Source organism: Paraburkholderia sp. Clong3 (genome assembly GCF_050436485.1).
Classification (GTDB): Bacteria; Pseudomonadota; Gammaproteobacteria; order Burkholderiales; family Burkholderiaceae; genus Paraburkholderia; species Paraburkholderia tuberum.
In genome coordinates, this window is sequence record NZ_JBNDMH010000002.1 from 737,635 (window position 1) to 751,584 (window position 13,950).

11 protein-coding genes are annotated in these 13,950 nt (G+C 63.9%); 5 read left to right on the forward strand and 6 right to left on the reverse strand.

Features of this window, described 5'->3' with window-relative positions:
- Window positions 1-40 precede the first annotated feature (40 nt).
- From OKW30_RS07720 to OKW30_RS07745, 6 genes are all read right to left on the reverse strand, one after another.
- The gene (locus OKW30_RS07720; RefSeq protein ID WP_429346414.1) at window positions 41-1,225 is read right to left on the reverse strand and encodes a Wadjet anti-phage system protein JetD domain-containing protein; all 1,185 of its coding nucleotides are present in this window, start codon (window positions 1,223-1,225) and stop codon (window positions 41-43) included.
- Window positions 1,222-4,593 carry an ATP-binding protein gene (locus OKW30_RS07725; protein ID WP_429346415.1) on the reverse strand — a complete coding sequence of 1,124 codons (3,372 nt, stop codon included), beginning with the start codon at window positions 4,591-4,593 and terminating at the stop codon, window positions 1,222-1,224. Before OKW30_RS07725 ends, OKW30_RS07720 begins: the two co-directional genes overlap by 4 nt.
- The gene (locus tag OKW30_RS07730) at window positions 4,586-5,242 is read right to left on the reverse strand and encodes a DUF4194 domain-containing protein (RefSeq protein WP_090800540.1); all 657 of its coding nucleotides are present in this window, start codon (window positions 5,240-5,242) and stop codon (window positions 4,586-4,588) included. The genes OKW30_RS07725 and OKW30_RS07730 overlap by 8 nt, the downstream gene beginning before the upstream one ends.
- A gap of 2 nt (window positions 5,243-5,244) precedes the next feature.
- Entirely contained in the window at window positions 5,245-6,705 is a 1,461-nt protein-coding gene (locus OKW30_RS07735; protein ID WP_187630384.1) for a DUF3375 domain-containing protein, read from the reverse strand.
- Window positions 6,706-7,270: 565 nt separating this feature from the next.
- Window positions 7,271-8,251: an amidohydrolase family protein gene (locus tag OKW30_RS07740; protein WP_429346416.1), complete on the reverse strand. Its 981-nt coding sequence runs from the start codon at window positions 8,249-8,251 to the stop codon at window positions 7,271-7,273.
- A 51-nt stretch (window positions 8,252-8,302) separates the two neighbouring features.
- Window positions 8,303-9,586 (reverse strand): MFS transporter, encoded by a 1,284-nt coding sequence (locus OKW30_RS07745; RefSeq protein WP_429346417.1) that lies wholly within the window; start codon window positions 9,584-9,586, stop codon window positions 8,303-8,305.
- 125 nt (window positions 9,587-9,711) lie between these two features.
- On the opposite strand from OKW30_RS07745, the gene OKW30_RS07750 reads away from it, so the two are divergent.
- From OKW30_RS07750 to ldcA, 5 genes are all read left to right on the forward strand, one after another.
- On the forward strand, window positions 9,712-10,614 hold the full coding sequence (locus OKW30_RS07750) for a LysR family transcriptional regulator (RefSeq protein ID WP_429346418.1): 903 nt from the start codon (window positions 9,712-9,714) through the stop codon (window positions 10,612-10,614).
- 120 nt (window positions 10,615-10,734) lie between these two features.
- Window positions 10,735-11,334, forward strand: a complete 600-nt coding sequence (locus OKW30_RS07755) for a 2'-5' RNA ligase family protein (protein WP_184066086.1) — start codon at window positions 10,735-10,737, stop codon at window positions 11,332-11,334.
- Between the two features lie 507 nt (window positions 11,335-11,841).
- Window positions 11,842-12,243 carry a DnaJ family domain-containing protein gene (locus OKW30_RS07760; protein ID WP_018417683.1) on the forward strand — a complete coding sequence of 134 codons (402 nt, stop codon included), beginning with the start codon at window positions 11,842-11,844 and terminating at the stop codon, window positions 12,241-12,243.
- Window positions 12,240-12,968 (forward strand): tRNA adenosine(34) deaminase TadA, encoded by a 729-nt coding sequence (gene tadA, locus OKW30_RS07765; protein WP_429346419.1) that lies wholly within the window; start codon window positions 12,240-12,242, stop codon window positions 12,966-12,968. Before OKW30_RS07760 ends, tadA begins: the two co-directional genes overlap by 4 nt.
- A 26-nt stretch (window positions 12,969-12,994) precedes the next feature.
- Window positions 12,995-13,921, forward strand: a complete 927-nt coding sequence (gene ldcA / locus OKW30_RS07770) for a muramoyltetrapeptide carboxypeptidase (protein ID WP_187630390.1) — start codon at window positions 12,995-12,997, stop codon at window positions 13,919-13,921.
- Window positions 13,922-13,950: the final 29 nt, after the last annotated feature.

A 13,950-nucleotide genomic window follows, 5' to 3' on the forward strand; every position in this document is an offset into this window, starting at 1 on the left:
GTCGTATTCGAGTTGTACCTGGCGGTGAGATGGGGAAGTTCTAAGCGCAAGCCCGCTCTTCGAGCGCCGCCCTGACCCACCCGAATCCCACGCGCTCTTGCTCGAGCCGCAATCCATGGCGAATCCGGTTGTCGCGGAGGTCATCGAAGAGTTCCCGCTCTTTGGCAGTGAGCCGCGGCAGATCGCGCGTGACCTGATCGCCTTCTTCTCCCCAGAACGCTTCATGCGCCACCAGCGTCGCGCGATCCATCAAGAACGATCCAACATGCGGGAACCGGCTGCGCAATTGATCGAGAATGGCGAAGCCGTGCGTGTCGATGTCGCCCCAGTAGTGGAGCGCACAGTCCGTGAGCCATCGCGCCGGCTCGAGAGCTTCCCAACCGTAGCCCGCCCCGAAGAGCACGATCGACTGCGGAACGTCGGGAAACGCCAAAAAATTTATCTCGTTTTCCGTGATGAACACGTGGCGGCATGGCAGTGTGAGGCGCGCGAAGCTGTCAGCGTCGAGTGCGATGTCGGGCCGGCCCATGCCGGGCAGAACGGCGAGCCTGTCATCGAGCGCGCGAAATCGAATCCGAGGCGGCTTCTCGCGGAACCCGTAGCGAGCAGCGAATTGGGCGGCGGCTGTCCGGCTGCTGTCGATTGACTCCGACGGCAGCACGAGATCGAGCCATTGGGCGAGGACGCCGCGCCGCGCCTCGATGAATTTCGTGTCGACGTTGGCGATTTCGGCTTGGCGAAGATATACGCCCGGCTGCGGATGTGCTTGCAGCCAATCGACGACTGCCAGCAGTCGTTCCCAATCGCCTGCGAATTCGAGTGCTTGCAACGGGCGCTGCGCAAGCCACGTGGTGAGCTTCGGCTGGCGGAAGCGTGTGATTTCGAGCAGCCGCTCGAACTGCGCTGCGTCGCGGCGCTTGCCGGCGACCGCGAGCGCATCGTCCAGACTGTCCACCCAAGCTGCTTGTGGCAAACGCTGCAGGCCGAGAATTCGATGATTGATTTCTCGCCATTCGATGCGTACGCGCGGTGTCGCGGCAATCTCCGCGATCCATGCGCGTACCGCGTCGAAGCGTTCGGCCAATTCGGACGAGCTCGGGCCTTTTATCGTCAGACGTAGCGGGAACAGCCCCTCGGTGCCGTCTACGAGGCTCCGCAGCCATTCGCCGCGCTCCCATAGGCGCTGGAGGCGAACGCGCAGTTCGGCGGTCGTCGTCCAATTCATTGCTCGAACTCCGCCTTGCGCGCGCGGTACTCCTCGATCGACAGGTTGCGCAGCTTCGAGGCGCGTCCGCCCTCGTTCTGAACGAATCCGACGCTCGAAACGAACGGCTCGATGATGTGAATCTTCTGCAGCGGCGTGACGATCAGCAGTTGCAGGTTCAGTTTTTGAAACAATGTGAGACCGTATTGCGCCGATTCGTCGGAGCCTCGTCCAAACGCCTCGTCGATGACGACGAAGCGGAACGATCGAGAACGCACGGCGCCCCATTCGAGGCCGAACTGATAGGCGAGACTCGCGGCAAGGATCGTATAGGCGAGCTTTTCCTTCTGGCCGCCCGATTTACCGCCCGAGTCCGAATAGTGCTCGTATTCGCTGTCGTCCTCACGCCAACGCTCGCTGGCGGCGAACAGAAACCAGTTGCGCACGTCGGTCACTTTGGCGCGCCAGCGCCGGTCCTGCTCGGTCAACCCTTCGCGGCCGCGGAAGCGGTCAATGATCCGTTTGACTTGCAGGAACTTGGTCTCCGAGTATTGGCTATCGTCCGAGCCGGTGAGTTCGCCCTCGGTGCAAGCACGCAGGTCGCTCTGGAATTCGCGGATCTCCGCGTCGGGGCTGGACTGACTCTCGAGGACGATGTATCGGCCCGCGTTGTAGTCGATTTGTCGCAACGATTCGTTGATGCGTTCGATACGTTCCTTGATCGTTTGCCGTTCGCGGGCGAGCTGGGCGTGGAAGTTGGCGATCTCGTTGATCGTATTGACGTTGAGCAGCTCTTTGAAACGCGCTTCGAAGCGCGGCAGATCGTCCGCTTGCAGCCGCGCGAGCATGTCACGGTACTCTGAGGTCGCGTCGAGGCTCGCGTCGAAGTCGGCCGTTTCGAGCTTGTAGGCATCCTTGAAGGCCGCCATGGCCTTGACGATTTTTTCGGCAAGGCGGCCGAGCGACTTCGTTTCGTTGTCGATACGGGTTGTCAACGCCTCTCGCACGTCCCGCTCGCGGTTGTCGCATGACTCGACGGAAAGCTGGTGTTCGCCGAGAATCTCCGCTCGCAGCGCCTCGATTCGCTCGGCAAGTTCGGCATTCACTTGCGCAACGAGCGCGTGCGTCTCGTCGCGCAACGTTTGCGCTGCCTCCCGCCTGGCCAGGATACCGCCCAGTTCCGAGTCGGTTTCCGAGATCGCCGCTTCACTCTCTGTCAACGACGCTTGCGCCGAGTCCAATTGGGCCGTTAGCTCCGCGAGGGCGTCGCTTGCCGCTTCGAGGCGGGCTTTTTCGTCTGCCAGACGTGCGATCGCGGTCGCGCAGCTTGCCCAGTCGATGTCGCGGAAGTCGACGAACTCGCCGATGCGCGCAAGCGCTTCGAGCTGCTCGCGCACCTTCGCGTGCTCGCTTTGAGCTTCTCCAAGCTTCTGTCCGATCTCGCCAAGCCGAACCTCGAGCGCTCGCCGTTGTGCTTCGAGGGCGGCAATTTTGGCCGTGTTGCTCCAACCCAGCACGTAGCGGCTGCGATCGTCAAGCGCGCGGCGGTCGTCTTTTTCGTGGCGCTCGCCAAGCGCTTTTGCCTGGCCCGCACGCGTGATCGCGCGCATCTCGCGCCGAAACTGCTCCTGCGTATCGCAGCATGCATAGTCGAACCGGCGGCCGATTTCGCGCTCGAGCCAGCCATAGAACAGCGAATCGGGCTTGATCGCGAGCTTGTGCGCGAGCGAGTGGCGGTGTAGCTCGATGGCCTCGGCTGCACGCGCGGCGCGTTCAGAGCGCACGCGAAAGTAGACGAGCCGCCCCCGGAGATGAGTGCGATCGACCCACGCCGCGACGTTCGCATAGTGCTCGTCGGGCACGAGCAGCGACAGGCCGAAGTTGCGCAGGACGCGCTCGGCGGCGCCCTCCCAATCGCGCGCATCCTCTTGCACCTGAATGAGTTCGCCGGCGAACGGCAGGGCGTCTTCCTCCAGACCGAGCGCCGAGCATAGGCTCGCCCGCATCGCGACTTGTTCCTTCGGGATGTTGTTACGTCGAGCTTTCAGGCTCGCGATTTCGTCCTCTAGCAGATCACGCTGCGCTTTCCCTTCGCGAAAGGCCACGCTCCATTCGGTAATCGCATTTTGCTCTTGCGCTTCGTCGTCGACGAGCGAGCTGCGCCGCTCGGCCAGACGTTGGCGTTGGGAAGCGAATGCGGCCTCATCCGTGGCCTCGGTTTCGCCGAGCAGCGTAACGATGGTGGCATAGCGTTGCGCGCGTTCGCGGCGACGCGCGCTTTCTCGCTCGTGCTGGCGGATTTCGACCTCGAGCTGCGCGATGCGATCGCCGCCTTGTTCGGCCACGGCGCGGCGCAAATCGTCCACGCGCTGGCGCGCCTGGTCGCGCGCTTCTTCGTGCCGCGCCTTGCGTGATATTGCACGCGCGTGATCCTCGTCGAGCAATTGGAGGCGGCGCTCGATGAGGCCGAGCTTGAGCCCGGCGAAGTAGGGTTTCAGTGCTTCACGGCACGCTCGCCAGCCGTCGAGAACGTGTCCTTGCTCGCTGTGGCGATCGCAGTCGTCGACGAGCGGTGTCAGCAGTTCCACCTGGCGCTTGGCTTTCAGTACCGCCTCGTGCGCGCGATTCAGATCGTCGAAGTGAGTGATCAGTGCGTCGACGCGCGGTGCAACGTCGAACGGCTCAAGCATGTGGCTGCGTACGAAGTCGGTGAGATTGCCCACCGATTTCATCGATACCGTTTGATGGAAGAGCTCGAGCGCTTGCTCGTTTTCGATTCCGAAGCGCCGCCGGAACCAGGCGCTGTATTTCGGAAATGTGTCCTCGATTTCGGCACCCAGCCCGCGCAGCTTTTTGCGCAGCTGTGCGATCTCGGTGCCGAAGCGCGAGAAGTCGGCGGCGATCGAGAGATCGCGTTCGGCACAGACGAAGAATCGCGCGGGTTGAGCCTGTGCGTCTTTCATCCAGAACACCTGCGCGAGTGTGACTGTGGCATCGTACCCGGCGTTACGAAACACGCCCAAAATCACCGAATAGCTGTTATGGTCGCGCAGGCTCACGGGCTTGGCCGTCCCCGTGACCTCGTTGCGCTCCGACTTGTAGTAGCCAAGCACATACGAGCGTAACGTACGTTCCTTGCTGTCCGCGCCTGCCGCCTTGTTGTAGGCGATGCGCTGCGCGGGCACGAGGAGGGTGGTGATGGCGTCGACGAGCGTCGACTTGCCGGAGCCGATGTCTCCTGTCAGCAGGCCGTTGCGGCCATCGACCCGCAGCACCCAGACTCGTTGGTCGAAGGTTCCCCAATTGAAAACCTCGAGCCGCTCGAGGCGAAAGCCCGTCAGGGCGTCGTCGACGGCAAAATCGAGGCCGAGCGTACGCGGCTCATTCATCGCGACTCTCCTGTTGGTCAGAAACCGTCGAATCTTGAAGGTGGTGCGCCCGATAGCTCGCGAGCCGCGCGTCGAAATCGAGCAGCCATTGCGCATCGACGAACGCCTTGAGAATGCGCCGCACCTCGAATGTGGGCGGTCCGCTCGTGGTCTTCATCCGGCGTAGGAAGCCGAGCTCGACGATCTTGTTCACGTGTGTATCGATCTGATCGACCAGGCGCGCCTCGTTGGTGCTCGCGGGAAGGAATACGCGTACGAGCTCGACGATGTCCTCGCGCGCAAGGACGAGCCGCGTGTCGCCGCCGCCAGCATCCCATTCCGCCAGCTTCTTTCGCAGCAGCGCGAGCAGCAGGCTCACGGGGAACGAGAGTGGACGCCGGGCAACGAGCCGGGGTAGCTTGGCCTGTTCCCCATCGACTTCAGCGTCATGCGCGGCGCGGCTTTTTACGAAGGCGTAGCCTTCCGCCTCGTCCACGACGAGCTCGAGGCCAAGCACGGCGACGTAGTCGCGCGCGTGCGTCTGCAATTCGAGCAGTGCGGCCCAGAGGCGCTCGTTTCCATCACGATAAACCACGCCCTTGAGCAGCGCGATGGCAACTGTCGACAAATCGCCTCGACCAGGCGACGAGGCTTGCTGTTCTTCCGTCATCTCTACCTTGTGAAAATCACACGCGGCATCGTCGTGCGCTTAATGATTGGTGTTCCGTTGGCGTCGTTCGCCTGCCACTCGATCGTATCGGAAATGGTCTCATCGACGGTCGCGCGAAATGATCCAGCTTCGGCGCTCAGTTGCAAATAGGCGACAAGCTCGGCGAGCCCATGCTCGAGAGGCTGCGAAGCGGTCAGTTCGGCAAGCGTCACTTGCGACCGATCTTGCAGGCATCGGCGGATATGGCCTGCGAGGCGCGCGCGATCGACGACGATCTGCGTGTAGAGTGCCGAGGCATCGAGGTTCGCCTCACCGGTTTCGATAGAGACGTTGGCAATGATAGGGCGCAGCGCCGGCGCGTAAAGCGGGCGTTCCATCGGCAGCTCGATGTCAGTGGATGCGGTCTCGATCTCCATGACGGAGCCTGGTGGGGGCGCTTCGCGCAGCGCAAGCGCTTTCGTTTCGATACCGCGCAGAATGTCCATGATGCGGCGGTTTTCGAGCCACGCTTGATCGTCGAGGAAGCGTCGAAGCTGCTGCGAGAGCTGAGCTACCGTGCGCTGCGTATGCTCGCCGGCTTCCAGCCAGTCATGGTGGACGCGCCGCGTGCGCGCGTCGGGCCTCATTTCCATGACCGCCGGCAGCGCCAGCACACGCTCGAGCCGTTTCGAGAGTTCCTCTTGACGGCGGCTCGACATCAGGAAGTCCCAAAACGCCCGGAAGCTGCTGCCCTGGTCCGAATCGGCGATCGCGTCGCGCTCGCCCATGATTTGCTCGATGAGCGCACCCTTCGATCCTTCCCAGAGCGCGATTCGCTCGCGCACATGTCGGTCCAGCAGCCGAAAGTTTTGTTCGACTTCACGGAAATCCGTGAGCAGGTCGCGCGCCATCTGCATGAATTGCTGAAAGCGGTCCTTGAGCGCGGCATCGTCGAGCAGCCGAACGTCACCGGCCTCCACGCGGGCGATTTCTTCGTCGATCTGGCCGCGCCGCGTGTGGAGCTCGGCAAGACGCTTTTCGGGGTCCGCCTCGCTGCCTTCGCCCATCTGCCGCAGCAGCTCGAAAAGTGTCAAGAGCCTCGATTCCGTGCCGACAAAGCTGCGTTCCGTCAGCGTGCCGAGCCACGCGATCGCTTTCTCCGTGGCGGGTGTCAGGTCGAACTGCGGTTCATCGGATCCTTGGCGATAGTACTTGCGCAACCATCCCTTTTCAGGGCTGGCCCAGTCGTTCAGATACTCGAGCGCCGGCTTCGGGAAGGCGTCATCGCCGAGTTGTTCGCGCAACGCGTAAAGCTCATCTTCGAGTGCTTCGGCAAGAAGCGGAGCCGCCACCACGCGCACGTTTGGCGCGACGAACACGCGGTGCAGGAAGCTGACAGCGAGCGGCGCGTGGTCGGAGCGTAACAGGCGCCAAGCGGGATGGCGCGTGCGCAGCGCATCGAGGGTAGGGTAGTCGAGGGGCATCGGTGCGAGATGACGGGTTCGGCACCCCTGAGGAGATCGCCGATCTTTGGCTCAAAAGGCCAGTATCCTACTCCGATTGTCATCCCAATTTTGCAAGGCTCCGCTCTGGAATGAATCTCACGGTGTTTCTGGCGGTGTACGTGGGCGCCCGCGCAGGGGTTCGCTCACGGTATCGAATCGGCTTCAGATGCTCGGTCTTGCTGGCTTTTTAAACGGAGCGGGTGCCTATTGTCCAATGCCGTGCAATGGAAGCCATTAACTGCCGAGCTAGAATTTCGTGACGGTATCGACCCCGCGTGACCAGGCGGAAACGCCGTTCCCACAAGGCTCCAGCCGGTTGATTGACGATCGAGTGGGAGTGATTGGACGGTCCCGCACGTACCGGCACGATCGGAGGAGCTGATGCGCCGGAATACGCTGGCAATTCTGTTCTCGCAACGACACCTCGCCCTTGCACCGCGCGCGACGACTACCGCGGCGCTCGCGCGATCGGATCGTCGAGCAGCGCCGCGTAGGTGGCGACCAGCTGACGGTTCCTGGCAGGTAGCTGCCGCCGCGACTCGCGTCAGAACCCGAAGACCCGCAGCGCGTTGTTGCCGCGGATCGCGTCGCATTGCTCCTTCGGCAGACGCGCGGTGTTGGCGAACGCGCCGCGAATGTCGTACACCTGATGCGGCCAGTCGGTCCCGAACATCACGCGATCCGCGCCGACCACCGAGACGAGAAATTCGAACGACGCCGGGCTATACGTGATGCAGTCGTAGTAGATATGGCGCAGATAATCGATCGGCTTGCGCTTCATCTTGCGACGTTGCGGGATCTCGACCTCGTTGCCTTTCTCGAAGCGGCCCGCCAGATAAGGCAACGCGCCGCCCGCATGTGACGCGATGAGCTTCAGATCCGGATACTGATCGAAGAAGCCTTCGAAGATCATGCGCGTGATGGCGAGCGTCGTGTCGAACATGAAACCGACCGCCCAGCTCAGATCGAACTTCGTCATGTCCATCAGATCGACGCCGGGCGGATCGGTCGGATGCACGAGCACCGGCAACGCGCGACGGTCGATCTCGGCCCAGATCGGCGCGAACATCGGATCGGTGAGGCTGCGTCCCGCGATGTTCGCGAGCACCATCACGCCGCTCGCGCCGTTCTCGCAGGCGCGGCGCAGTTCTTCGAGCGCCGCTTCCGGATATTCCCACGGCAGCGACGTGAACCAGCGGATGCGGCCGGGATATTTGGCCTGTGCTTCGGCGATCGTGTCGTTCGATTCGCGCGCGGCGAGGCAACTGGTTGCCTGATCGCCCCAGTACACGTTCGGGCAGGTCAGCGACACGACCGAAATATCGATGCCCGATTCATCCATCTGGCGGATCCGCATGTCGAAATCGAAGTGGCCTTTTTGCGGAATCACGACCGGCGTGTTGCCGCGAAACACTTCCTGCTGACCGTCGGGGCGCGTCTGAATGTTGTACGCACCGCCGCGCTGCCGCAGCAGTTCGAGCCATTTGTGCGTGAAGATGTGCGTATGAACGTCAATGACAGGCATGCGGGATCTCCCGGAGAAAGTGCGGGTGAGAGGAAAACGGGGATGAGCGGGCTACTGGGTGGCGAACTCGTTCACCGGCGCGGCGCGGCGTTTCAGCATGAACGCGCCGATCAGGCCGAGCGCGAAGAACACCGCGCAGAAATGCGCCGGCATCATGTTGTTGCCAGTCACGTGCAGCAGCCACGTCAGCACCATCGGCGAGAAGCCGCCGAAAACGGCCGCGCCGATGTTGTACGAGATCGCGAGGCCGGTCGAGCGGACTTCGGTCGGGAACAGGCCGGCGAGCGCGGTCGGAATCGGCGCGTTCGACGCGCTGATCAGCAGTGCGAAGCCGAGTTCGACGGACATGATCGACGCGAACGACGGCGCGTTGACGATCCAGTAGTAAGCGGGGTACAGCACGACGAGAAACAGCGCGAGCGCGACGCGAATCATGCGTTCGCCGCCGATGCGATCCGCGAGATGACCGAATAGAGGAATCGTCACCACGCGCAGCAGCACGCTCGCGAGCAGCACGGAAAACGGCAGCGTCACCGGCATATGCAGGTTCTGCACCGCGTAAATCGGCAGATACGTGATGATCACGTAGGCCATCACGTTGAGCGCGGCCGACAGCGCGGTCGCGACGAACAACTCGCGCGGATAGTGCATCACGACGCGCGAGAACGGCACCTTCACGCGCGCGCCGAGCTTCTGGAACGCCTCGGTTTCGGGCAGGTTGCGGCGGATATGGAAGCCGACCGGGCCGATCAGCAGACCAAGCAGGAACGGAATGCGCCATGCCCACGACTCGAGCGCCTCATGCGTGAACAGATGCGTGAGCGCGCTGCCCATCGCGACCGCGAGCAACGCGCCCAGGGCCTGCGCGAACATCTGCCAGCTGCCATACAGATTGCGGCGCGCTGTCGGTGCATATTCGATCAACATCGCGGTCGCGGTGCCGAATTCGCCGCCGGCCGAAATGCCCTGCAACAGACGCGCGCACAGCACGATCGCCGGCGCGATCAGGCCGATCTGCTGGAAGCCGGGGGTGAGCGCGATCATCGCGGCGGCCACCGTCATCATCGCGATGACGAGCGTGAGGCCTGCCTTGCGGCCTTTGCGGTCCGCGTACATGCCCAGCAGAATCCCGCCGAGCGGCCGCACGACGAAGCCCGCGCCGAACGTCGCCGTGGTGAGCATCAGCGCGGCGTACTCGCTGTGGCTGGGGAAGAACTGCTTCGCGATGATGATCGACAGAAACCCGAACACGACGAAGTCGTACCACTCGAGCACATTGCCGAGCGTCGACGCCATTGCGCCGATCAAGCGTTTGCGCGAATCGATTGCTGTCACGACTGTCTCCTGTCGTTTTTTGAACGGCTGCGCGCTGCGTAGGAGAGCAATGTAGGGTACTGTCCGAATGAAAACAATCGAACAAAATCAATGGTCCCATAAAGTAACTTTATGATTGCGCTTCCATGACCCCAACCATCAAACAGTTGCGCGCATTCGCGCTCGTCTGCCGTTTCGGCGTGCTGACGCGCGCGGCCGACGAGATGTTCATCACCCAGCCCGCGGTCAGCGTATTGATCCGGCAAATGGAGGAGGCGCTCGGCCTGCGGCTGTTCGACCGCACGTCGCGCTCGTTGCGGCCGACCGCGGCCGCGCATGAAATCCTGCCGACCGTCGAGCGGATGCTGCGTGATCTCGAGTCGATCCAGTCGAGCGTGAAGGAGCTGGCCGGGCGCGAGCGCGGTCGGCTGCGCTTCGCGGCGACGCCGTCGATCGCGGCGGCGATCGTGCCGAAACTGCTCGCCGAATATCGCGCGCTGTACCCGAATATCGAGGTCTCGGTCGACGACGCCGCGCCCGATCGCCTGACCGCGTCGACGCTGACGGGCGACGTCGAGTTCGGCATCGGCACGATCAGCGAGCGCCCCGAGGGCATCACGCTGCAATGCCTCGCGCGCGACAACTTGTGCGCGATCTGCCGCAAGGATTCGGCACTCGCGAAAAAGCGGCGTGTGAGCTGGAAGGATGCGCTGCAGTATCCGTGGCTCGGCATCAAGTCGACGAGCGGCATCCGCAAGTTGATCGACGAAACGTTGTTCACGCTCGGCGTGCGCAAGGCGGTCGAGTACGAAGTGTCCTATATGACGACCGGGCTTTCGATGGTGCAGGCCGGTCTCGGCATCGCGATTTTTCCGGGCATTCTGCTCGGGTCGTTTCCACATCGCGATCTGGTCGCGCGCAGGCTCGAAGCGCCGCTCGTCACACGCGACGTGAATCTGATCCGACGCGCCGAGCATTCGCTGTCGCCGGCGGCCGAGTCGTTTATCGAGCTTTGGTACAAACGCATCGGCAAGCCGGCCGATCTGTAGCGCGTCGCAGTTGCACACGGCCTGTCATACTGTATGAATATACAGTATCATCGCTGCAATGGGCCGCTTGTGCGGCGGTGTGCGGATCGACGGAAAGAATCAGCGAAGGAACGAGGCGCGATGGCTGAACAACTGTGGTTGCCCGGGCTCGAGGCGCCGCCCCCGCCCACCGACGGGCTCTTTTTCGCGGTCTATCCCGATGCCAATACCGCGGCCGGTATCGCTAAGTTCGCGCAGCAGCTTTGTGTGGAGGCACGCGTGCGCAGCGGCGTGCGCGGCAAACCGCTCGCGGCGAACCGCTTGCACGTCACGCTCAGGCATCTCGGCAATTTCGCGGGCGGCTTGCCGGCGGATGTGCTCGAGGCGGCGAAACGGGCGGCCGCGGCGGTCAGCATGGCGCCATTTACGGTCGAATTCGACGCGGTCGCCAGCTTCGCGAAAAGGCCGCGGCTCGGGCCGGCGGTGCTGGTGGGCGAGCACGGTGTGCACGGACTGCAGGCGCTTCACGATGCGCTCGAAGCGGGCTTGCGCGACGACGGCATCGAGCCCGACGCACGTTTTACGCCGCACGTGACGCTGGCGTACGGGATGCAGTGGATCGAGCGCCATATGGCCGAGGCGGCGTGCTGGAATGTGCGCGAGTTTGCGCTGATGCACAGCCTGCTGGGACGGACCAGACATATCGTCCTCGCACGTTGGCCGTTGGTTGGGCCGAGCTGAGGGAGGGGCGTAGGCCACCTCGGTAACGAATTCGCGGCTGTTTCGCGAGGCGCCGGCTAGAACCGCACGCTCGTCCCGCAGCCCCCGGCATAGGCGCCGCCGCTCGCCGCGGCGCCACCGCAAAAAACGCCGCAGCCGGAAAGCAGCGCGGCCGCGGTAATCGCCGCCAGCGCGCTACGCACGCCGATCGGCCGAGACGCTTGCTGGCCCCCTCGCACTGGCTGCGCGGCGCAGATCGGATGCGGTTCCGCGACGGGAAGAGCACTGGGACGGCCGATCGGTTTGAATGGCATGGCGGCGTCAAATTCGACGAGAGGGAACCTGTGCGTGCCGCGCCGGTTAAGCGCCGCGCGCGTTGTGCGACTTGATGACTTACTCTAAGTCCACGCTGAAGCACCGTCAAATGCGGGGTTACCGGCAAATCGGCGCCTTTATGCCGTCAAGTGAGCACGGAGCGCCCGTGCGCTCCCTGATAGAATGCTCGGGCCGCAACGTTGTGGATTGCAGATGAAATTGCTTGATGCGCTTGTCGAACAGCGTATTGCCGCCGCCGCCGCGCGCGGAGAGTTCGACGACTTGCCGGGTGCGGGCGCGCCGCTGGCCCTCGACGACGATGCGTTGGTGCCGGAAGAGGTGCGCGTCGCCAACCGGATTCTGAAAAATGCGGGCTTCGTGCCGCCCGCCGTCGAGCAGCTTCGCGCGTTGCGCGATCTGCAAACGGAGCTGAATGCCGTGAGCGATCAGCCGACCCGTTGCCGTCTCCAGGCGCGCATGCTCGCGCTCGATATGGCGCTCGAATCGCTGCGCGGCGGCCCGATGGTCCTGCCGCGCGAATATTGCCGCCGCATCGCGGAGCGTCTCTCTGAGCGCGTGGGCAATGTCGATGTAGCCGCCGCGGGTTCGCAGTGAACGAGCCGCTCCCGTGTGCCGCCTCGATCGGCTCTTCTGCGCAAGCCGAGGCCGCTGAGAAATCCGTTGGCGCCTGCATCGGCGCGGTCTTCGCACCGGCGGCTGATCACCCGATGGCCGCTGCCGCCATCCCTCCCGGAAATTCCGACGCTCCCATCATCTCCGAACGCGACCTGCGCTTCATGGCGCTCGCTCAGGCCGCCGCCGAAGAAGCGCGCGCAGCCGGCGAAGTACCGGTCGGCGCGGTGCTCGTGCGCGGCGACGAAGTCATCGCCACGGGCTTCAATCATCCGATCGGCGCGCATGACCCGTCCGCGCACGCCGAAATGGTCGCGCTGCGCGCAGCCGCGCAGTCGCTCCAAAACTACCGTCTGCCGGGTTGCGAACTCTATGTGACGCTCGAGCCTTGCCTGATGTGCGCCGGCGCGATCATGCACGCGCGCATCGCCCGTGTCGTGTTCGGCGCGCGCGATCCAAAAACCGGCGCGTGCGGCAGCGTGGTCGATGCGTTCGCGAATCCTCAACTGAACCATCACACGACGGTCAGCGGCGGCGTCCTCGAAGCCGAATGTGGTGCCGCGCTCAGGTCGTTTTTTGCCGAGCGGCGTCGGACGAGTCGCGCAGCCCGCGCGGCGGCGCGCGGCGAAACGGCTGAAGTGGCCGAAGCGGCCGTGGACACCGCCACACCCTCCAGCAGCGAACCGCCCCCAACCACGCCGCTCTAAAACAACAACGCCCAACGGGTCTCGCCATGACCGCTTCTCGCACCATCGAACTGATTGCGCCATCCGGCTATCCGCATGATCCGGAGGTGCTGCATCGCGCGCTGCATCGGCTGCGTGCGCAGGGGCATCGAGTCGACGGCGAGGAGGCCGCGAAGCGCCGCTACCAGCGCTTCGCGGGCACCGACGGCGAGCGCGCGGCCGATCTGAACCGGCTCGCCGATCCATCGCGTGAGCTGCCCGATGTCGTGTTGGCCGTGCGCGGCGGCTACGGCGCGGTGCGGATTCTGCACGGTCTCGACTACGAGGGGCTGCAGCGGCGGCTCGCCGATCAGCCGATAGCGCTGGTCGGTCACAGCGACTTCACTGCGATCCAACTGGCGCTGCTCGCGCGCGCCGGCTTGAAAACCTTCGGCGGCCCGATGCTGATGAGCGATTTCGGCGCCGAGCAGCTCAGCGAATTCACGATGCGGCATTTCTGGTCGGCGTTGACGCAGCCGACCATCACGGTCGCGAGCGACACGCCGCAAGCGCAGAGCGTCGACGTAACGGGCACGCTGTGGGGCGGCAATCTGGCGGTGGTGGCGTCGCTTGTCGGCACGCCGTACATGCCGCCGGTGCAGGGCGGCATCCTGTTCGTCGAGGACGTCAACGAGCAGCCGTTCCGCATCGAGCGGATGATCTATCAACTGCATCTGGCCGGCATCCTCGCGCAGCAGAAGGCGCTCGTGCTCGGTGATTTCTCGGGCGGCAAGCCGTACGACTACGACAACGGCTACGACCTGCACGCGATGATCGAGCAAGTGCGCTCGCTGATCGGCATTCCTGTCGTGACGGGGCTGCAGTTCGGGCACGTTCATAACATGGTGACGCTGCCGGTCGGCGCGGCCGCGCATCTGGTCGCCAATGCGCATGGCTTCAGGCTGACGGCGTCGGGCTATCCGAGCATTGGCTGAAGCCGTCGTGGGCGGGGCGGAGGCGGGCG